Origin of the sequence: Streptococcus hyointestinalis, from assembly GCF_011039275.1 — a bacterium.
In the GTDB taxonomy this organism is placed as follows: Bacteria; Bacillota; Bacilli; order Lactobacillales; family Streptococcaceae; genus Streptococcus; species Streptococcus hyointestinalis_A.
In genome coordinates, this window is sequence record NZ_JAAKGB010000001.1 from 1,478,676 (window position 1) to 1,499,199 (window position 20,524).

Sequence of the window (20,524 nt, forward strand, 5' to 3'; positions counted from 1 at the left end):
TATATCAAAAAACAAAAAGACTGAACAATGAACCGCACCCCAAAAGTTGGACAGAAAAAATCTAACTTTTGAGGTGTTTTTGTATGAAATTAAGCTATGAAGATAAAGTCAAAATATATGAGATGAGAAAATCAGGTGTTACTTGGTCACAAATTCATAACCAGTTCGGTGTGAATACGAATAACTTAAGGTATATGGTTCGCTTAATTGACCGTCATGGCATAGAGGTTATTCAAAAGACGACCAATCGTCACTATTCCCCTGAGCTAAAACAGGAAATCATTGATAAGGTTCTGATTGAGGGTTATTCTCAAGGGAGTGTTTCTATTGATTATGCACTTCCTAATATGGGAATATTACCAAATTGGATAGCACAATACAAGAAAAACGGATATACTATTGTTGAGAAACAACGAGGGAGACCAACAATGGGACGTAAACCTAAAAAGAAGCTTGAAGAGATGACCAAACTAGAACGCCTTGAATATGAAAACCTATGTCTTAGAGCGGAGAATGCCGTGCTAAAAAAGCTGAGAGAGTTCCGATTGAGGGACGAAGCAGAACACGACGAAGCACAGAGATTGTTCAAGGATTAGTAAACCAATTCCCTTTAGACATTCTCTTGAATCAATTGAAGTTATCCCGTTCCAGTTACTACTACCAATTAAATCGTTTAAGGTCCGTAGATAGGGAAGCGACTCTCAAAAAAGAAATCAAAGCCATTTTCAAAGAGCATAAGGGACGTTATGGCTATCGTAGAATTTGTTTAGAACTCCGTAATCGCGGTTATCATATTAACCATAAAAAAGTCCAACGGTTATTGCGTGTCCTAGGTTTAAAAGCTACTATCCGTCGTAAGCGTCACTATTCTTCTTATAGAGGGGAAGTTGGGAAAAAAGCAGATAATCTCATTCAAAGAGATTTTAGAGCTAATAAACCTTATCAAAAGGTATACACAGATGTGACAGAGTTTTCAATAGCTTCAGGGAAGCTTTACCTATCGCCTGTTTTGGATGGCTTTAATAGCGAAATTATCAGCTATGATATTTCAACGTCTCCAAATATGTATCAACTTCAACGGATGTTAAAGCAATCCTTCCCTAAAGACAATTATCAAGGGGCTATCCTTCATAGCGACCAAGGTTGGCAATACCAACACGATTATTATCATCGTTTCCTAAACTCAAAAGGGATTCATCCCTCTATGTCTAGGAAAGGGAATAGTCCTGATAATGGGATGATGGAATCTTTCTTTGGTATTTTGAAATCTGAACTGTTTTATGGACACGAACATGAATTCAAATCGCTTAAACAATTAAAGAGAGCTATTGAGGACTCTATTCATTATTATAATCACAAGCGTATCAAGGTTAACCTAAAACAATCTTATTGTGCGGTTAAGATAGCCTCTCCGATGATTGAAGAGGTTAGATACTATGCACAAGAGTTGCTTAGACTTACAGAACGCCGACAAGTTACTTTAGATAACATGATAGAACTAGCTCAGCCTTTACCAGAATATGATATTCTGCTTTCTATTCCTGGTATTGCAGAGACTACTGCAACAAGCATTATTGGCGAATTGGGAGACGTTCGTCGGTTTCAGTCTGCCAATCAAATCAATGCTTTTATCGGTATTGATTTGAGACATTACGAATCTGGGATTTATCTGGCTCAGGAACACATTACCAAACGGGGTAACCCTTATGCCAGAAAGATTTTGTTCAAGACAATTCACAATATCACCACGGCTGGACATTACCATCCTTGTCACATTGCCGAATTTTACGAGAAAAGAAAACGACAATCGCAAGTGATTTCAACTAAATCAGCTACGATTGCCGCTATGCACCGTCTCATTCGGACGATACATTACCTCATTGTGCACAACAAACTTTATGACTATGATTTAGCTAAAAGTTACTAAAAGTTTTATGCACTATCATTTTAGCACCTTATTAAAAATATAGCTAGATAGGGTGTTGTTTTGTTGTGCACTGTTTCCTGTTAAATAAAGGAAATTACTCCTATACCAGTTAAATAGAGTAGCTTCTGGTAATAATTTCTTCTAAAAATCGTTGATATACTTGACAAATAGTAGAAAAGGACTTAGCCCTGTGCAATACAGAACTAAGTCCTTAGCTTAATCATTTGATATTTATTGTCCAACTTTTGGGGGGCAGTACACAACCTCAGTCTTTCTTATTTTTCACTTGGGTATTGGCGATTAAAGTGGCGTCTTAATACTGCTGTAAAGGCAATCAAAAACTCACGAATCATACCCGCTACACGCTCTGGACGCTCTGCTTTTCGTCTTGTAAACCAGCACATGAGAATGGAGATGATACTATCAACAATAATATCCTGATAATACTCCATCTCTGTTTTATCTAGTCTCATGTTTGTGAGATCAAAGCCAAGCAGCTTGTAATAATCCACAATCTCTGCCATTACGACCATTCGGATATTTTCACGTGTCTTCTCACGAATGACTGGTGTTGAGTGGTCACCAAGCAGAGCTGCGAATAATTCTTCGTCTTGTAAAAATGCAATCACCTCTATAAGTGCCTGATCGACATCTGCTGCGTCTTTTCTGTGGGCATCATAGATAGCGGTCACCTTTCTAATCAAAAAGTCATAGTAAGAGCTTACCATCGCATCTTTATCAGAGAAATAAAGGTAAAAACCAGAACGGCTAATGAGAGCTTCTTCTGCGATTTGGGTAGCTCTCAATTTGTCATAAGGAATGTCCTGGAGAAGTTTTCCAGCCGCATGATAAATCTGGCGCCTTGTTCGTAATTTTCTAACAGTCGTCACCGTCTGTGCTCCTTATCTAAATAAATTTTGACCTAAAACATTACCCATTGTAACATATTTTTCAAGAAATATTTCAAAAACTTTCAATTTCTTTCAAAATTTTTCGCACAACAGGTAAAAATGCCCAAATTTTAGCCCAAATAATCTTTTAAAAGGTCACACTCCCCATTTGTCAGTTTTCTGTAAGTACCAACAGCTAGCTTGGCATCTAGCCAGAAAGGACCAAAGCGAATGCGCTTGAGATAAGTAACCTTAACACCATAAGCGAGAAACATCTTTTTCACTTGGTGAAACTTCCCCTCTCTTATGGTCAGATGGGCACTGCTTTGCGATTGTCCAACTTCCAAAAGTTCTAGTTGGGCTGGCTGGCAGAGTGTTCCATCTGAAAAAGACACCCCCTTTTCAAAAAAATGGGGTGCGTCTTCTCCTAGCCATCCATTGACCTCGACATAGTAGGTTTTCTCAACATGGTGTCTAGGATGTAACATGCGAAAGCCTAGAGGACCATTGGTCGTCAAAAGAAGAAGCCCTTCCGTGTCACGGTCTAAGCGACCAATCGGATAAAGCCCTTCTTTTCGGTCTTGTGGTGCTATCAGGCCAATGACGGTCTGATGTTTTTCGTCACGCACGGCACTAACCACACCAGCGGATTTATGGAGCATTAGATAAGACTCACCCTCTATCTGAACAGCTCGTCCAGAAACGGTAATCTCCTGCAGGTGGCTATCGACATTGAGATTTGCTTTGGTTACTATGTGTCCATCGACACGCACCTGTCTAGAGCGGAGGAGTTTTTTGACCTCTCCACGTGAGCCAACCTTGGCTTTTTCCAGTAATTTGTCCAGTCTCATGCTGCTATTGTAGCATATCTCTTAGTTTTTCAAAAGAGAAGCAGCTTCTTCGTCTAAGATGATATACAGATTTGGATGGTCTTTTAGACTGCTTGCTGGAAGGTCTACTGTTTTCCTACCTTCGACCAAAGCCTTGATAGCTTCTGCCTTGTCTTTTCCGTAAGCCATAAGCACAATTTGCTTAGCAGAGACGATAGAGGCAATGCCCATCGAAATAGCTTGTTTCGGCACTTCGTCTTTATTAGCAAAGAAACGGCTGTTAGCCTCGATAGTGCTTGCGGTCAAGTCTACCACATGTGTCGTCTCATCAAAAGGTGTCCCTGGCTCGTTAAAGCCAATGTGTCCATTGCGCCCAATCCCTAAAATCTGGAAATCAATCGGATGTGCTTCTAATAAGTCATCATAGCGCTTGGCTTCAGCTGTCAAATCCTCTGCCAATCCATTTGGCAAATAGTGCGCTTTAAAAGGTTTTGCCTTAAAGAGATGCTCTTCCATAAAGTGTGCATAGCTTTGCGGATGACTAGCCGATAGACCCACGTACTCATCCAGATTGAGACTGGTCATTTGGCTAAAGTCCAAATCGCTGTCTGTGATTTCCTTATAAAAAGTCAAAGGTGTGCTCCCTGTCGCTAGCCCCAAGGTTTTACTTCCCTTTGCCATACTTTCTTTTAAAAGTTCAAATGCTTTTTTGCCACCTTCTTTGGCGTCTGCTACTCTAATAATATTCATCTCGTTACCTCCTTTAGGTCTATACCAATCTTTACTTTTATTATATGGTATAGACCAATTTTTGTCAAGAAAAATCACAACTATCTTTAGCTTTTTTTGTGATATAATAAAAAAGCACCATTCATGACTGAATAAAGGAGAATTTGCGTGAATACAAACGATTTTGATTTTGATTTGCCAGAAGAGCTAATTGCTCAAACGCCGCTCAAACAGCGTGATAGTTCAAAACTTCTCGTCATCGACCACAAAGAGCACACTATGGTGGATACACACTTTGACCATATCATTGACGAGTTGAACCCAGGAGATGCGCTCGTGATGAACAATACACGGGTCTTGCCTGCTCGTCTCTACGGTGAAAAGCCTGACACACATGGGCATGTCGAGCTTCTTCTTCTCAAAAATATCGAAAATGACGACTGGGAAGTTCTTGCTAAGCCAGCTAAGCGCTTGCGTGTGGGCGCACAGTTTTCCTTTGGAGACGGTAGACTCACAGCTGTTGTCAAGGAAGAGCTTGAGCATGGCGGACGTATCGTGACCTTTTCATACGAGGGTATCTTCCTTGAAGTGCTAGAAAGCCTAGGGGAAATGCCTCTACCACCTTATATCCACGAAAAGTTAGAAGACCGTGAACGCTACCAAACAGTCTATGCCAAGGAAAATGGCTCCGCTGCAGCACCGACAGCAGGACTGCACTTCACCCAAGATTTGCTGGATAAAATCGCTGCAAAAGGCGTTAAACTAGTCTATCTGACCCTGCACGTTGGACTTGGTACTTTCCGCCCTGTATCTGTTGACAATGTCGATGAACACGAAATGCACTCCGAATTTTACCAGCTCTCTCAAGAAGCTGCAGATACGCTCAACCAAGTCCGTTCAAATGGCGGACGTATCATTGCTGTCGGCACAACTTCTATTCGTACCCTTGAGACCATTGGTACAAAGTTTGATGGCGACATCAAAGCCGACTCAGGCTGGACCAATATCTTTATCAAACCAGGCTATCAGTTCAAGGTTGTAGACGCTTTTTCAACCAATTTCCATTTGCCAAAGTCAACTCTAGTCATGCTCGTTTCTGCCTTTGCTGGACGTGAGTTTGTCCTTGATGCCTACAAACACGCTGTCGACGAGCACTACCGCTTCTTTAGCTTTGGGGACGCTATGTTTGTCAAATAAACTTTGAAAGGATAAAAACAAAGTTATCATCTTCTCATTTTTACAGACTCTTGCCCTAGACGCAGTAGTTGAGTGGGTTCTAATACGTTGATAAATCAACTTCTAGAACCCTACTCAACTTTGCGGAGGTGGGACAACAAAATCGCATTTCTGCGAAATGACCGATTTTTGTCCCACTCTCTTTTGAGAACTCGCTCAGCTTTTTTTGACCGTCAACTTGTGTTACAATAAAGTCTAGATTAGAAAGAAGGGAGAAGGCGATGATTTATCTCAAGCGTTTGCTGGGTATTGTCCTTTTGTGTGCTGTTTGTTTTGGCATTTTTCAGCATGAAAAGAGTATCTCACAGTTTGAAAAAAGCTACCAAAGCACGCAAAATGCGCTCAGCTATTTTCAAAAGCATAATAAAGCCTATCAAAAGCTCCCTATCCTAGAGAAGATGTCCATGCGTCAGCACATGATGGCAACGATCAAGCAACTGCAAGAGGACGGCTGGTCAGATGAGACCATCGAGGGGGCTTATCTGCGCTATCTCCCACAGGACAATCTGTCACAAAAAGCAGTTAATCAAGCGCTCGCTCAAACACAGATTATCGGCACGCAAACCTTTAGAAGGCTGTGGAAAACAGAGCTCGCTAGAGTTGAAAGTCAGCAACCCCTTTACAAACTGGAGCAGGCTAAGCATTTGCTAGCTATCTTTTTACAGCAGGATAAAATGCCACAAACCATCAGCGGGCAAAAAACACAAACCAAGGCACTGCTTGCTCGCTTCGACGACAGTGTCTCGCCTGCTGACAGCCTGTGGAGCGACTTAGCAACGCTGACACAGACGGCTTATCCCAATGATAATTTCTCAAAAAATGATAAGCTAGCCATCCAGCTCCACCAGTTTCGCTACATTATCTCTAGCCAGCAAGCCCAGTGGATTAGACGTCACTATAAGACTACAAACGATACAGACGCTGATGCCCTTGCCAAATACCTCGCTGAGCTGGACAGTTCTGACTACACGCTCAACGAATCTGCCAGATACCACAACAAGGTCGCAAGTAAATTAACCAAAAACGGTGTGCTAAAGCCTGTCTACGCTGACAATCGTAAAGAGAGCAATTTCAAAGTGCTCATTCATTTTCACAGTGAGTTTATCCTGTCTGAAAGTGGCGACTTTTTGGTAGCAACCGATGTGCAAAAAACGACACAAAACGCCATCATCAACAGCGCTACCTTTAACTATGCCAATCAAAATGACGACCGCCACGTCCAACTGGATGTGACACCGATTACCTATCACGAACCTCACTTTGTCACCAAGGCAATGACAGCAAACGGTGAGACTTTTGTTGAGCCGAGCTTAGAAGAGCAAAAGGACAAGCACAATCGCATTTTCAGCCGAAAAGGCAAGTCCTCTAAACAGCTCTCAAAAGCTGTAGCTAAAGCGTTCAAGAAACGTATCAAAGCCTACCAACAACTCCTCACACCGTCTAGCAACAGCCATTAGAGCAAAAAGACTCATTACGCTTGTAATGAGTCTTTAGTTCATATTGACACGATGCCATTCGTTAATCACATAGCAAAGCTGGGTGAGCTGATAGTAGCCGACACCGTTGATTTCTGTACTTTCTTCTGTCGCACCGCCCAAGCCTTTTGTGTAGAGGGCGATGATATACGGCTTCTCCTCGTAAACAACAGCACCAACATTGAGCGCTTCACGGACATAACCAGGCTTTTGTGCGACTGTCAAGTCATCCCCAATCAAACCGTGGTAATATTCTCCGGGAAAAGCGACCTTGAGGTAATAGAGCAAGTCCTTGTATTTCTTGCGGTGCGTATAGAGGTAATCTAGCACTTGGATATAGTAGTCTGTTGTGGTTTTATTGCCTTCTTGCTGGATGGTTTTAATCTTGCCTTTAGATTTGCCGTAACGTCCAAACTTGGCATAAGCTTTCTCCATGCCTCCTAAACGCTCCGCTAGAGCGTAAGCAGGTGTATTTTCAGAGTAGACGAGAGAGAACTTCTGCATTTGAGGAATAGTCATCGCTCCATCAAAGGCAGAGACATAGCTATTGTGCTCACCGATGTACTCGTAGGTGGTGTTTATGATGTCAAATGCCTCAGTCAAGGATAATTTTCCCTTAGCCACCTCGTCAACCACCAGCATATTTAAGGGGAGTTTGTAGGTAGAACCTGCTGTCATGGGCTGGGTATCATTCATTGAGGCTGTTTTTCCAGTTGTTAAGTCCTTGTAAGAAAAGGCGACACTGTCCTCTGCCAAACCAAACTCTGCCATATAAGCCTTCACCGTCTCCTCTAAGCTGAGGTTAGCATAGTCATAATACAGCCCTAAACTATCCATTTCCGCTAAATCTGCTTGTAAGTCGGCTTCTTTATCTGCTTTTGACTTGGTTTTCGTGCTGGTCTTTGTCTTGGTGCTTGATGGCTTTGTTGAGACTTGAGTGCTCTTACTTGTTGACGAACTTGCAGTTTTTGACTGTGAAGCATGCTGAAACATGGTCACAAACAAGCATATAATAATCAAAAACAGTAGCCCTAAAATCGTACACGCAAATATAAAATCAACTTGACGCCGTTTTTTCTTTCCATCATTTTTCATAACACTTCTATTGTAAAGTATTTTTTTAAAATTGCAAGTATTTTGACAAATATTTTACAAAAACATGTCATTTCATATTTTTAAGTAACATTTATCTAAAAAAACAAGCCTTTCGGCTCGTTTTTTAGGCTTTTGCTGCTTTGTACAATTCAGCAACCTTGTTCCAGTTGATGACGTTAAAGAATGCCTTGATATAGTCTGGGCGAACATTACGGTAGTTGAGATAGTATGCGTGTTCCCAAACGTCTAGTCCAAGGATAGGTTGTTTGCCATCCATGATAGGGTTGTCTTGGTTAGCTGTTGAGAGAACCTCAAGTTTTCCTTCTTTGTTGACGACAAGCCAAGCCCAACCAGAGCCAAAGCGAGTCGCAGCTGCTGCTGAAAAAGCGTCTTTGAAAGCGTCAAATGAGCCAAAAGTAGCTTCAATATCTGCTAACAACTCTGCTGAAATCTCTGTTTTTTCTGGCGTCATCAATTCCCAGAAAAGAGCGTGGTTGAGGTGTCCACCACCGTTATTGATAACGGCTTTACGGATGTCTGCAGGAATTTTTTCCACGTCAGACAAAAGTGCCACCAAGTCTTCACCGATTTCAGGGTGTTTTTCAAGGGCTGCATTGACATTTGCCACATAAGTCGCATGGTGTTTGTCATGGTGGAGAGTCATTGTCTCAGCATCGATATAAGGTTCTAAAGCGTCGTAAGCATAAGGTAGTTCTGGTAGGATAATTGCCATAAGTAAGCTCCTCTTTTCTATAAAGTACCTTCATTGTATCGAAAAGAGATAGAGCTTACAAATAATTTGACTGAAACTTATGCTTTATAGGTGATGAGCTGTAAGAGTGCCTTGTCAAATAAATAATCCTTATCAGCAAGACCGCTCTTAATCGCTGCATCCGTCTCAATCAAGCACTTAAGAGCAAACGCTAAAAAAGCAGTTGATAAGGTTCTAACATCACGTAAAGCATAGCGCACTTGGTAAGGATTGACCTTGCGTCCGAGATAATAGGACAGCTCACTGGTTATTTGGCTTTCATTTTTACCTTGCTCAGACAGGATTTTGACCTGCAAGAAAGTCCTAAATTGCCCTAGCATAACAGCAATGAGCTTGATGTCATCTTCACCTTGTAGGCGCAAATCACGCACCAGCTCAAAACTATCATCCACACGCCCTAGGATAACCAGCTGTGTCAAATCAAAGATATTGTCCTGAAGCGTCTTAGGAATCGCTTCTGCGATGTCGCTAGAGCTGATAAGCCCTGTCTTTTTATAAGAGGTCAAAAAAGCGAGATTTTTTTGAATGGCGCTGTAGTCATAGTTTGATTTGATGAGCAAGTCCTCAAACGCCCCTTTATCAAAGCGAAGCCCCAGTTTGTGAGCGTATTTTTGAAAATAGGTTTTAAGCTCTGCTTCTTTTGGCGTGCTAGCTTCGATGACCTTGCCGTCACGTTTGAGCAATTTGACCAAACGGCGCTTACCATCGAGCTTTCCTGGTGCACAAATGATTAAGCGTGTGGTGTCTACAGGATTTTCAAGATAAGCTTCAAAGCGCTTTAGAGAGCTATCCTCGAGATAGCTTTTTTTATTTGTTGTAATGTCAAGGAGATTATCAAAAATAACAACCTTGTAGTCGGACAAAAAAGGCAGACTCTCGAGATCCATCTCCGCCTCTTGGTAGCTATCCTCGGACAAATCAAAATAAGAATAGGCCAAATCACTCTTATCAAAGCCGATCTGCTCAAAGAGCTTTTGCTTTATCTCCGTGTACTGCCCTAAATCATCACCAGCTAGAACGGTGATAGGAGCGAGATTTGCCGTAGACAGCTTCTCTATTTCTTCAATTGCAATCATGGTTTCATTATACCAAAAAATCCCACGTATGGTTAGTGGGATTCTTTTTTGCTTGGTAAGCAATAAAAAACTAAAAGAGCGATGTGACAACCCAGTGTAATGATCCAACCAAGCGGGAGAATAAAGACGGCAAAATCACCTAACAATAAGAGAATAAAGGCACTGTGGAATCCTGCATCCCGCAGACGTCTCACTTGCAGAGCAACAGACGGCACAAGGATAAACAAAAACCAAATGCTAAGAAAAGCGACACCTAATAAGATAAGCGGCAACAACCGTGCCCATGTGGATTGAAAGCTCTGCTCAGTCAGTATGAGATTGCCAGAGTTGGCTAATAGATAAAGCAATTGAGGAAGCCCAAAAGCTAAGGTCGCAATGAGAAAGAAAAAGGACAAGCTAATCAAGCTGTTAATCAAAACAATGAGCCAAAAATGACTACGGCATGTCCTGCCCTTAAAGTCTAAATAGTGTGTCCAAAAGGACTTGTAATTTACTAACATAATATCTGCCTCCTATTAGTTTCATTATAACACTATGAGAAAAAATGAAAAGAAAAAATGCTTTTCTTTCTTATCACAAGTCTTTACACTGTCCTTTTTCAAAAATTTCAGTATAATAGAAAAAAAGGAAAATAGGAGGGCGCTATGAGCACGATTTCTATTCAAGAACTAGATCCAAAAGACTGCAATAAAGCCATCTCTTTTGCCATTTCTGGCATGCACTTTGACCAGTATATCAAAAATCCACTGCTTCTACGTTTGTACGGACGCTATTTTTGGTATTTGGAAAATAGCAGAGCCACACATCTAAAGGCTGCCTACCAAGGTGATGAATTGCTGGGTGTGATTTTAGCGGAAGTCAAAGGTCATCCACCACTTCGGCAGTGCTGGTATGAAAAAGCCTACAGCAAAACCGTTGATTGGTTGCAGAAAATCTTTTTCAAATCCAGCGCAGGCACCTACGACACGGTCAACAAGGACATGCTAGATGTCTACAAAGAGCATTATCAGCCAGACGGTGAGATTATCTTTTTAGCTGCCAATCCCACTCTCAAGGTCAAAGGCGTAGGCACAGCGCTGTTAGACTCTCTTGAAAAAGACCTCTCTGGCAAGGAAATCTATCTCTACACCGACTCCCTCTGCACCTATCAATTCTATGAAAAGCGTGGCTTTGAGCGCTACCAAGAGCGCACTATCGAGCTGACACTAAACAAGAAAAAAGTACCGCTGTCTTGCTTTTTGTACCGTAAAAAGATAGTATAAAATCCTTTACTTAACGTAAAGGATTTTTTCTCGCTAAAAATATTACTCTTCCTCAGGATAGGTCATGCCCCAGTCACGGCGGAGCTGGGTCATAAGCTGCATGACATCTCTTGTATAGTCTAGGTGGACACGGCTAGTGTCCCCAGCGACAGCCTTTTCCATATCTGCTACTTCATAGGCAAGAGCAGAAGCCATCTCGCCCTCCTCGATGACCTCTTGCTCTCCTGTCTCTGTATAGGTGATGACTGCACGCTCTCCACGAGGATAATCGTAAATCTCGATATAGCCCTTGTCAAAGGCAATCATGCCACGCTTGGGTTGCTTAGCGTGAAGGGTCAGAGCGATAGTTGCCATCTCGCCTTTGTCATTTGAGAGGAGAATGCCGACCTGCTCGTCCACTCTAGTCGGTGCTAGTCTGACTTGAGAGCTGACTTGACTAGGCGTCTCAGACATAAACCAGCGCACAAAAGACAGAGCGTAGACTCCGATGTCTAAAAGCGCACCACCAGCCAAATCTCGACTAAAGAAACGATTGGTCATGTCATAGTCCTTGTAGCTACCAAAGTTCATCTGAATCATCTTGAGCTCACCCAGTTTACCTGACGCTACCAGTTCATGGAGCTTACGGTAAAGCGGCATGTGGTAAATAGTCATGGCTTCCGCTAGGACGACACCGTGCTCCTTGGCTAAGGCGACAGCTTCTTCTAGTTCTTCGCTGTTGAGCGTGATGGATTTTTCACAGAGCACGTGTTTGCCGGCTGCCAAAGCCTTTCTCAGGTAGTTGATGTGGGTATTGTGAGGGGTTGAGATATAGATGATGTCGACATTTTCATCCTCAAAGACCTCGTCGATTTCTTTGTAGACCTTGTCGATACCGTATTTTTCAGCAAAGGCAAGCCCTTTGTCATAGGTGCGGTTAGCAACCGAATAGAGCTTTTGCCCACGGCTCTCTAGCGCCTGTGCCAGTTCATTTGCGATAACGCCCGTTCCAAGTGTTGCCCAGTTGTAGGTTTTTGTCATGATTTTTCTCGCTTTTTTCTTTTTATTATAGCAAAATATCGCCCTATTGACCACTACCTCACGGTCTCTAGGTGCCAAGTCTGCCAGCCGATAAAGCGAATCGCACCGTGTTGGTCGGTGCGCAAAAATTGGCTGTTTTGCTGCTACTTTTTACCTATGAAGTAGGTATCTGCGTGGGTGAGCAAGTTGATACAATTTGCTTATTATGTGTCAGGTACTACAAAAGGACATTTCTAAAGAAATGTCCTTTTGTAGTACCTCGCGTACGCTACAGTAACCGTACAAACCCTCACCGCTACTACGAGGCACATTAACTTAAAAATTGACGTAATTATTATGCTCATAACTTTGTCCTCCATTTTTTCTAGCCATTTGGCAAACCAATTACTTATTAAGTCTATAAGTATCTCAACACCAATCTGCACAGATGTTAAAATAATTTGGGGAGAGCCTGTTTCACCGGTTAGCTCAGTATGGTGAGGAGAGGAGTCGAACCTCTCTACCGATTTCAAGCCTATTTTTAAGTTACTCTTATTTTAAATGAAAACTAATAATTTGTCAATCCAATATACGACAAATTTATGAAAATGGTAAAATCGCAGCATTAAACTGCGATTACGCTACGCATTTTAAGAAATTCTAAATTGATAAAAGTCCCAGTATTATAGCAAAATCTCGCCCTATTGACCACTATCTCACAGTCTTGATGTGCCAAGTTTGCCAGCCGATAAAGCGGATAGCACCGTGTTGGTCGGTGCGCAAAAATTGGCTGTTGACCTTTGCCAAACGCTCCAATGTTTCTTGATGTGGGTGATGGTAGCGGTTGTTTTGCCCAGCAGAGATGAGGGTGAGTTTTGGCTTAATGGTCTCTAAAAAGCTCATGCTAGAAGAGCCTTTTGAGCCGTGATGCCCAGCCTTTAGCACATCAACAGCTAGCTGCGGATAATACGTAAGCAGCACCTCTTCGCCCTCTTTTTCCAAATCGCCTGTGAATAAAAAGCGTGTGCCAAGTAGATTGCCATATAAAACCAGCGAGTCGTTATTCTTGCCATCACCTTGGCTAAGAGGATAGAGCACCTGCAAAGAGCTATTCATGATAGGCAACTCCTCGCCAGCAAGCACACTACGCACACGGACATTCATGGCTTTTAGGCGATTGACAAAGCTGCGGTTGGTGAGACTACCTGGGCTGACAAGCACCTCACCAATAGCAAAATGCTTTGCGACCACCTCCATATCACCCATGTGGTCAGCATCCGTGTGGGTGAGGAGCAACTGGTCAATCTTTGAGACGCCACGACTTTTCAGATAAGGAATCAAGGTGCGCTCGGCATTGCTATCTGTACTGCCCTCCTGCCAAGCCTCCTTTTGACTAAAGGAGACCTTGCCACCAACGTCAATCAAGAGGGTCTTTCCAGAACTATCTCGGATAAAGATACTATCGCCCTGCCCGATGTCAATCATGGTCACTTCATTTGCCACAGGATGTTTGGTGATAAAAAGAAAACATAACACCGCTAGTATAAGGTTACCACAAAGCCATTTACGCTTATAGTAATCATACAAAAATCCAAGCAGTAGTAAAAGCGCTACAAGTACAAAAACACTTGGTGTACCAAAGACAAAAGGCTTACCCGCTAGATGTGACAGCACAGCTAGAGATTTATCCAAAATTTGAAAAATTCCGTTAAAGATACTCAAATGGACAAGAGGTGATAAGAAAAAGGCAAGCGTCAACAGTGGCAAAAGCAAACTCTCAAAAAGAAAGGACAAGCCAACTGTCAAGAGGATAGACAAAGGCTGATAGCTAGCAAAATAAAAGAGCATAATCGGAAGCATGCCAAGCGGTATGGCGATAAGACTCACCCATTTAGCACGCTTTTGTGAGAGATGTGAAAAGTCAATCAAAGCTAGCACAAAAGCAAAACCAAAGCTCAGTACACCTCCTGTGGTCAGCAAAAACGAAGGCATAAGGACAAAGGAAATCATAACCGTCACCGCGAGATTGTCCATTTTCTTGAGACCGCATTGCGATAGCACCTGCTGAATGAGACTACGAGTGACAGACACGCTAAATCCTGCCAAACCTCCATAGATAAAGGAAAAAGGTACTTGTACAAACAGCACACGCTCTCTACTCAATCCTAAGCGCAAGCACATGTTACGAAAAAGCCCCACAAAAAAGCTGACGTGCATGCCAGATAGGGCAAAGAGATGAATAATGCCCAAATCCGTATACAGGTCCGTCATCTCATCAAAAGACTTATCCAGATAACCAAACAGCAAACCTGTCATGTAATAGCGCATAGGTGCTGGAAAATGTGCACACTGGATGATAGCTAAACGCCGCCATTCCCGAAGAACGCCACGTGGCGTCCCAGCAGACATAGACTCCTGCTTTAGAATTTTTTCGATCCTCAAGACTCGGTTAATCCCCTGTGTCTTGAGATAAGCACGGTAATCAAAACCTGAAAAATTACGCTGAGGAGTGGCTTCTTCAAGGCTTGCTGTGACTTGTAGTTCCTGCGTTTTATAGAGCTTTTCAAAGCTGTTCTTTTCCTCCTTGCTCTTTAGTGTGTAAAAGGCTTGATAGTTTCTGCCATTTGCCGTCGCTGTAAATGATAGCAAGTCGCCGTTGATTTTTATGGTATCTGGCAATAAGACGACACTTTCAAGGCTTTTTAGCTCGGTGCGATAGCTTTTTTCAGATTGATACGCTTTTGTCCAAAAAAAGAGAGCAGCAAACAGTAAGATAAGAGAGACCTTGGCGATTTTTTTCAGAGGATAGTTCCACAGCAAGAAAAGACAGGAGACGATTAAAAGTAAGAAAGCAGGCAACTGCCTGCTAAAGACGACATAGTAGAGTTCAAGGAGTAAGACTGCCAGATAGATAGGCTTTAGCGGTAGTTTTTTAATCCACTGTGACATCATTTTTGAGTTTCTCCAATGTCTTCTCGCCAATGCCTGAAACATTAGTCAGCTCATCAACAGACTTAAAGCCACCTTGGCTATCACGATAATCAAGAATATCCTGTGCACGCTTATCACCGATACCTGAGATTTTTTTGAGATCTTCGAGACTTGCCGTGTTGAGATTGATTTTATCAGACTGGCTACTTGTTGACGTTGCAGAGCTGTTTCCAGTTGTGCTGGCACTTGATTGGCTGACAACGCTGATATTTTCGTCGGTCTTTGCTACGTAGATGATAGCTTCATCTGTCACTTTTTGAGCAAGATTGATGGATTTTTTATCGGCGTCTTGGCTCAGTCCTCCAGCTTTTGCGATAGCGTCTGACACACGGCTGCCTTCTTTTAGGGTGTAGACACCTTCTTTTTGCACAGCACCCTTGACATCAACGACAATCGTGCCACCTGTCGGCTTAGATGTAGATGACGAGCTGCTCGCTGTACTTGAGCTTGAAGCTACTAGACTAGTTGACTGGCTGGCAAGCGTTGAAAAGGTCGTCTGCGTCTTTGGTCGCACGACAATAACAACCACAAGACAGGTCGCTAAAAAAAGCCCACTCACTCCCACAAGAGCTGCTATCAGCACTTTTTGTTCTTTACATTTCTCACGAATCATTTCAAACATAAGATTCCTCCTACATTTATATCCGTAAAAAAAGCAGAACTTGCGTTCTGCTTGTGGTATTATTTGAGATGTTTTTCTGGATTCCACACAAAGCTTGCAATAAGGCTAAAGATGAGCGTACAGATAACGATAAGAATGGCTACAATCCCTAGCGGAATACGGTAGAGATAAGTAAGAGGATTGCGCTTTTTCGTGTTGTGATAAGTCGCATTCTCACTATCTGCTCGGTCAAACTCAGACTGAATACGGCGTGCCACCTCTTCGATACCCTCGTCGTTGAGACGCTTGATGTCTGAGATGTCGATGGGATTTCCAAAGTTCAAGTCCACACGCTCACCAGATAGAAGCCCTTTAAAGGTCATCGGTCCTGCGTAGACGACAGGCACGATACGTACCTTTGCCATCTTGGCAATCACAGCCACCCCACCTTTAACATCTGTTGAGTGTCTGCTACCACTTGGAAACATAATCAGCGAGCGACTGCTTTTTTTCAACATCTTGACAGGGTATTTGATGGCTTCTTGCCCTGGATTTTCACGGTTAATAGGAAAGGCACCACACATGCGAATCCACCAAGCCAACATCCGATTGGTAAAGAGCTCTTTTTTTGCCATGAAGATGAATTTTTTAGGACGTGTCGCAAAAGCCATATAAATCGGATCCCACCAAGTCCTGTGTGGCGATACCAAGATATAGTTTTCAGACTGGTCAGGAATTTTGTCCTGATTGTGATAGTGATTGTTACCGTTAGCAATCCATAGTAGAAAAGCTACTAGTGTACGTAGATAGGTATAGAACACGTTTTCACTCCTTATTCTTACATAGTCTTTCTTATTTTACCACGCTTGGCGCATTTTAGAAAGAAAAAATTAGTGTACTTGTCAGTCTATTTTGCTATAATAAAGATTATGACTGATTCTATTTTAAAAGACGGCGAGCGTATTGATCAGCTCTTTTCGTCTGATGTCAAAATCATCCAAAACAAGGCTGTTTTTTCTTACTCAGTTGACAGCGTCCTTTTATCACGCTTTCCCAAAATTCCCTCAAGAGGGCTTATTGTTGATTTGTGTAGTGGCAATGGCGCAGTTGGGCTCTTTGCTAGCCATCAAACGAAAGCGCAGATTGTTGAGGTTGAGTTGCAAGAGCGCCTAGCCGATATGGCACAGCGCTCGATTACACTCAATAAGCTCGAAGCGCAGGTCAGTATGGTCAATGATGATTTGAAAAATCTCCTACAGCACGTCAAACGCTCCAGTGTGGATTTGATTTTTTGCAATCCGCCTTATTTTAAGACCAGCGAGACGTCCAAGAAAAATCTGAGTCCACATTATCTCCTCGCTCGCCATGAAATCACGACTAATCTGGAAGAAATCTGTGCCATCAGCCAGCAAGCGCTCAAAACAAAGGGCAGACTAGCTATGGTGCACCGTCCCGACCGCTTTTTAGAAATCATCGATACACTGAGACGCTACAAACTCGCTCCAAAGCGTATCCAGTTTGTCTATCCAAAGTCTGGCAAAGACGCCAATATGCTACTCATCGAAGCTATCAAAGACGGCTCGCAAGACGGCATGAAGATACTACCGCCGCTCATTATCCACAAGGATAATGGTGACTATACGGATGCTATTTTTTCGATTTACTATGGAGAAAAGCATGACTAAATCAGACAAAGCAGTCGCTTACATGTATGTGCTTGAGTGTTCAGACGGCACGCTCTACACTGGCTACACGACAGACCTTGAGAGACGCATTGCGACACATAATGCTGGTAAAGGCGCTAAATACACTCGTGCTAGACGCCCTGTCAAACTCCTCTACTACGAAAGCTTTCCAGATAAAAAAGCGGCCATGAGTGCTGAGAGTCTTTTCAAACGTAAAAAACGGCAAGATAAACTCGCCTACATCCAAAAACAACAAACAGACTAGTTCTCTAGTCTGTTTGTTGTTTTTCTTCTTTTTTGAGGTGATCTAATATTGTCATAAAACGTCTGATAGACTTAGGTGGTCTATAATCTTTTGAGTAAGCGTAGCTAACGTGAAACTCAAACTGCTCCTCCTCAACCAAAGGAATCTTGACCAGCCCTTCCATCTGTGAAAAGAGCACAAAATCCGTCAGAAAAGTAATTCCTAGATTTTCACGCACCATCTGTCCGATGACAAGCGGGTCTTCAAACTTAAACAGCACCTGCGCTTCGTTATTGTAGCGGGTATTGAGTTGATTGAAGGCATCAAAGTGGATATGCCCTTCATTTAGCATAATAAAAGGCTCATCTAAAACCTCTTTAAAGGAAATCTTGCTTTTAGTGGCTAGAGGATGTTTTTTAGAGACAAAAATGTAAAAAGGGCGCTTATAAATCTCTGCTATCTCAAGTTTCGGATGTCCCAGTGGCTGCAGACTCCCTAACAAACTAAAATCCAAATCCCCATCCAGCAAATACTGAAGAAGAGTGCTTGAGCCACTCACAGGTGTCAAACTAAAAGCCGTCATAAAATCAACCGACTCCCCCATATCTATCAAGGAAGCCAGTAGCTTGGCACGAATGATAGGCGGAAGCCCCACTCGAATCTCATGATGAGCACTGCGCTCAATGGTTTTTTTTGCCACCTCAAGTTCCATCAAAATGGTTTTGATATGATTGTCTAAAATCTCGCCCTCGGCCGTCAGCGTCACCGAGCGGTGCGAGCGGTCTTTGATAACCAAATCACAATGATAAGCTTCCTCTAAACGCTTAACAGCGTAGGTAATAGTTGGCTGGCTGACACCAAAAAACTCCGCCACCATAGTAAATGACGTCAGCTCTGCCAATTTATGGAAATATTCCAAATCTCTTGTATTCATACGCATTCTCCTCGCCTTTATTGTACCATAATTTGACAAGTGTTATAAGATTTTTTTATGACTTTTTGAAGATTTGACTATAAGAAAATGAAAGGTTTATAATAAATACCGTAAGACATATCTTATAATTTATCATATAAAGGAGTTCGTCATGAAATCACATGATATTTTGAATAACCCTTTTTTAAATAAGGGAACTGCTTTTACTATGGAAGAGCGTAAAGAGCTTGGCTTAGTTGGTCTTTTGCCTCCTTACGTCCAAACAATCGAAGAACAAGCTAAACAAGCTTACGCACACTACCAACGTAAAGAATCTGATCTTGAAAAACGCCATTTCTTGATGGAAATTTTCAACACAAATCGCACACTTTTCTACTATCTTTTTGATCAAAATATCGTTGAGTTCAACCCAATCGTTTATGATCCAGTTATTGCTGAGTCTATCGAACAATACAGTGAACTTTTTGTAGACCCACAATACGCTGCTTATCTTGATATTAACCATCCTGAAAATATCGAAGAAACGCTTAAAAACGCCGCTGGTGACCGTGACATTCGCTTGATTGTTGCCACTGACGCTGAAGGTATCTTGGGTATCGGTGACTGGGGTGTTCAAGGGGTTGACATCTCTGTTGGTAAACTCATGGTCTACACAGCCGCTGCTGGTATTGACCCAGCTTCTGTTATGCCACTTGTTATCGACGCTGGTACAAACCGCGAAGAATTGCTCGATAACCCAATGTATCTTGGTAACCGTCACGAGCGTGTTCGTGGGGACAAATACTACGACTTCATCGACCAATTCGTGCAAACAGCTGAAAAACTCTTCCCTAAATTGTACCTTCACTGGGAAGACTTTGGTCGCTCAAACGCTGCTAACATCCTAGACAAATACAAAGGTAGCATTCCAACCTTTAACGATGACATCCAAGGAACTGGTATCGTTGTACTTGGTGGTATCTTTGGTGCCCTTGACATCACAGGTGAAAAATTAACAGACCAAGTGTACCTCTGCTATGGTGGTGGTTCTGCCGGCGCTGGTATCGCTGCTCGTGTGCATGCTGAAATGGTCGCTGAAGGACTTGACCCAGAAGAAGCTTACAAACGTTTCTTCATGATTGACAAGCAAGGACTTCTCTTTGACGACATGGATGACCTCACTCCTGCTCAAAAACCATTTGCTAAGAAACGTGCTGACTTTGAAAATGCTGGTGACATGACAAACCTTCTTGAAGTGGTTAAAACTGTGAAACCAACTATCCTTGTCGGAACATCAACAAACCCAGGTGCCTTTACCAAAGAAGTGGTTGAAGCAATGTGCGAAAACACAGAACGCCCAATCATCTTCCCAATCTCAAACCCTACTAAGAAAATCGAAGCAACTGCTGAGCAAGTTATTAAGTGGTCTGACGGTAAAGCCTTTGTCGCAACTGGTATCCCATCAGACACTGTTTCTTACAAAGGTGTTGACTACCAAATCGGACAAGCCAACAACGCTCTTATCTACCCAGGTCTTGGACTTGGTATGATTGCTTCAGAAGCGTCACTTCTTACAGACGAAATGATCGGTGCTGCTGCGCACTCTCTAAGCGGACTTGTAGACCCAGGTCAACCAGGTGCACCAGTATTGCCACCATTCCAATACGTGGCTGAAGTTTCTATCAAAGTAGCAGAAGCTGTTGCTAAAAAAGCGCAAGAACAAGGACTTGCTAAAGCCAAAGAACAAGACATGGCTAAAGCCGTTCGTGACCTCAAATGGTATCCAAAATACTAATTGA

General features: G+C 42.5%; 18 protein-coding genes and 2 pseudogenes. 8 read left to right on the top strand and 12 right to left on the bottom strand.

What is annotated here, in order from left to right:
* Positions 1–83: 83 nt before the first annotated feature.
* Together G5B60_RS07225 and G5B60_RS11290 are read left to right on the top strand one after the other, a co-directional pair.
* Positions 84–1,381 (top strand): annotated as a pseudogene (locus G5B60_RS07225) (IS3 family transposase); the annotation flags it as partial.
* Positions 1,379–1,927, top strand: a pseudogene (locus G5B60_RS11290) (transposase); the annotation flags it as partial. The pseudogenes G5B60_RS07225 and G5B60_RS11290, both read left to right, overlap by 3 nt.
* A 275-nt stretch (positions 1,928–2,202) precedes the next feature.
* Here G5B60_RS11290 and G5B60_RS07230 read toward each other — a convergent pair.
* The 3 genes from G5B60_RS07230 to G5B60_RS07240 all read right to left on the bottom strand — a co-directional run bounded on the left by G5B60_RS07230 (position 2,203) and on the right by G5B60_RS07240 (position 4,397).
* Positions 2,203–2,817, bottom strand: a complete 615-nt coding sequence (locus G5B60_RS07230) for a TetR/AcrR family transcriptional regulator (protein WP_164683408.1) — start codon at positions 2,815–2,817, stop codon at positions 2,203–2,205.
* Between the two features lie 131 nt (positions 2,818–2,948).
* Positions 2,949–3,668 carry a pseudouridine synthase gene (locus tag G5B60_RS07235; protein ID WP_164683409.1) on the bottom strand — a complete coding sequence of 240 codons (720 nt, stop codon included), beginning with the start codon at positions 3,666–3,668 and terminating at the stop codon, positions 2,949–2,951.
* A gap of 21 nt (positions 3,669–3,689) precedes the next feature.
* Positions 3,690–4,397 carry a glucosamine-6-phosphate deaminase gene (locus tag G5B60_RS07240; protein ID WP_164683410.1) on the bottom strand — a complete coding sequence of 236 codons (708 nt, stop codon included), beginning with the start codon at positions 4,395–4,397 and terminating at the stop codon, positions 3,690–3,692.
* Between the two features lie 147 nt (positions 4,398–4,544).
* On the opposite strand from G5B60_RS07240, the gene queA reads away from it, so the two are divergent.
* Positions 4,545–5,573, top strand: coding sequence for a tRNA preQ1(34) S-adenosylmethionine ribosyltransferase-isomerase QueA (gene queA / locus G5B60_RS07245; protein ID WP_164683411.1), 1,029 nt, complete (start codon positions 4,545–4,547; stop codon positions 5,571–5,573).
* 260 nt (positions 5,574–5,833) lie between these two features.
* Positions 5,834–7,069, top strand: a complete 1,236-nt coding sequence (locus tag G5B60_RS07250; RefSeq protein ID WP_164683412.1) for a DUF3114 domain-containing protein — start codon at positions 5,834–5,836, stop codon at positions 7,067–7,069.
* 33 nt (positions 7,070–7,102) lie between these two features.
* On the opposite strand, the gene G5B60_RS07255 is transcribed toward G5B60_RS07250, so the two are convergent.
* The 4 genes from G5B60_RS07255 to G5B60_RS07270 form a co-directional block, all read right to left on the bottom strand.
* A complete protein-coding gene (locus G5B60_RS07255; RefSeq protein ID WP_164683413.1) occupies positions 7,103–8,182 on the bottom strand; it encodes a serine hydrolase in 1,080 nt (359 codons plus the stop codon).
* 124 nt (positions 8,183–8,306) lie between these two features.
* On the bottom strand, positions 8,307–8,915 hold the full coding sequence (gene sodA, locus G5B60_RS07260) for a superoxide dismutase SodA (RefSeq protein ID WP_164683414.1): 609 nt from the start codon (positions 8,913–8,915) through the stop codon (positions 8,307–8,309).
* Positions 8,916–8,992: 77 nt separating this feature from the next.
* Positions 8,993–10,030, bottom strand: a complete 1,038-nt coding sequence (holA, locus tag G5B60_RS07265) for a DNA polymerase III subunit delta (protein WP_164683415.1) — start codon at positions 10,028–10,030, stop codon at positions 8,993–8,995.
* A 32-nt stretch (positions 10,031–10,062) separates the two neighbouring features.
* The gene (locus G5B60_RS07270) at positions 10,063–10,530 is read right to left on the bottom strand and encodes a DUF805 domain-containing protein (protein ID WP_164683416.1); all 468 of its coding nucleotides are present in this window, start codon (positions 10,528–10,530) and stop codon (positions 10,063–10,065) included.
* Between the two features lie 144 nt (positions 10,531–10,674).
* On the opposite strand from G5B60_RS07270, the gene G5B60_RS07275 reads away from it, so the two are divergent.
* Entirely contained in the window at positions 10,675–11,292 is a 618-nt protein-coding gene (locus G5B60_RS07275; RefSeq protein ID WP_164683417.1) for a GNAT family N-acetyltransferase, read from the top strand.
* Between the two features lie 42 nt (positions 11,293–11,334).
* On the opposite strand, the gene G5B60_RS07280 is transcribed toward G5B60_RS07275, so the two are convergent.
* From G5B60_RS07280 to G5B60_RS07295, 4 genes are all read right to left on the bottom strand, one after another.
* On the bottom strand, positions 11,335–12,312 hold the full coding sequence (locus G5B60_RS07280; protein WP_164683418.1) for a Gfo/Idh/MocA family protein: 978 nt from the start codon (positions 12,310–12,312) through the stop codon (positions 11,335–11,337).
* Positions 12,313–13,002: 690 nt separating this feature from the next.
* Positions 13,003–15,240: a DNA internalization-related competence protein ComEC/Rec2 gene (locus tag G5B60_RS07285; protein ID WP_164684234.1), complete on the bottom strand. Its 2,238-nt coding sequence runs from the start codon at positions 15,238–15,240 to the stop codon at positions 13,003–13,005.
* A complete protein-coding gene (locus tag G5B60_RS07290) occupies positions 15,224–15,904 on the bottom strand; it encodes a helix-hairpin-helix domain-containing protein (protein WP_164683419.1) in 681 nt (226 codons plus the stop codon). Before G5B60_RS07290 ends, G5B60_RS07285 begins: the two co-directional genes overlap by 17 nt.
* 59 nt (positions 15,905–15,963) lie before the next feature.
* Positions 15,964–16,704: a lysophospholipid acyltransferase family protein gene (locus G5B60_RS07295; RefSeq protein ID WP_115268954.1), complete on the bottom strand. Its 741-nt coding sequence runs from the start codon at positions 16,702–16,704 to the stop codon at positions 15,964–15,966.
* Positions 16,705–16,812: 108 nt separating this feature from the next.
* Here G5B60_RS07295 and G5B60_RS07300 point away from each other — a divergent pair, with 108 nt between their 5' ends.
* Positions 16,813–17,568, top strand: coding sequence for a tRNA1(Val) (adenine(37)-N6)-methyltransferase (locus G5B60_RS07300; RefSeq protein WP_164683420.1), 756 nt, complete (start codon positions 16,813–16,815; stop codon positions 17,566–17,568).
* Positions 17,549–17,833, top strand: a complete 285-nt coding sequence (locus tag G5B60_RS07305) for a GIY-YIG nuclease family protein (RefSeq protein WP_164683421.1) — start codon at positions 17,549–17,551, stop codon at positions 17,831–17,833. The genes G5B60_RS07300 and G5B60_RS07305 overlap by 20 nt, the downstream gene beginning before the upstream one ends.
* A 4-nt stretch (positions 17,834–17,837) precedes the next feature.
* Here the strand turns inward: G5B60_RS07305 and G5B60_RS07310 are convergent, their stop codons facing one another.
* A complete protein-coding gene (locus tag G5B60_RS07310; RefSeq protein ID WP_164683422.1) occupies positions 17,838–18,746 on the bottom strand; it encodes a LysR family transcriptional regulator in 909 nt (302 codons plus the stop codon).
* A 151-nt stretch (positions 18,747–18,897) separates the two neighbouring features.
* Between G5B60_RS07310 and G5B60_RS07315 the strand changes: the two genes are divergently transcribed.
* Positions 18,898–20,520, top strand: a complete 1,623-nt coding sequence (locus G5B60_RS07315; protein ID WP_164683423.1) for a malolactic enzyme — start codon at positions 18,898–18,900, stop codon at positions 20,518–20,520.
* The last annotated feature ends 4 nt before the right edge of the window (positions 20,521–20,524 follow it).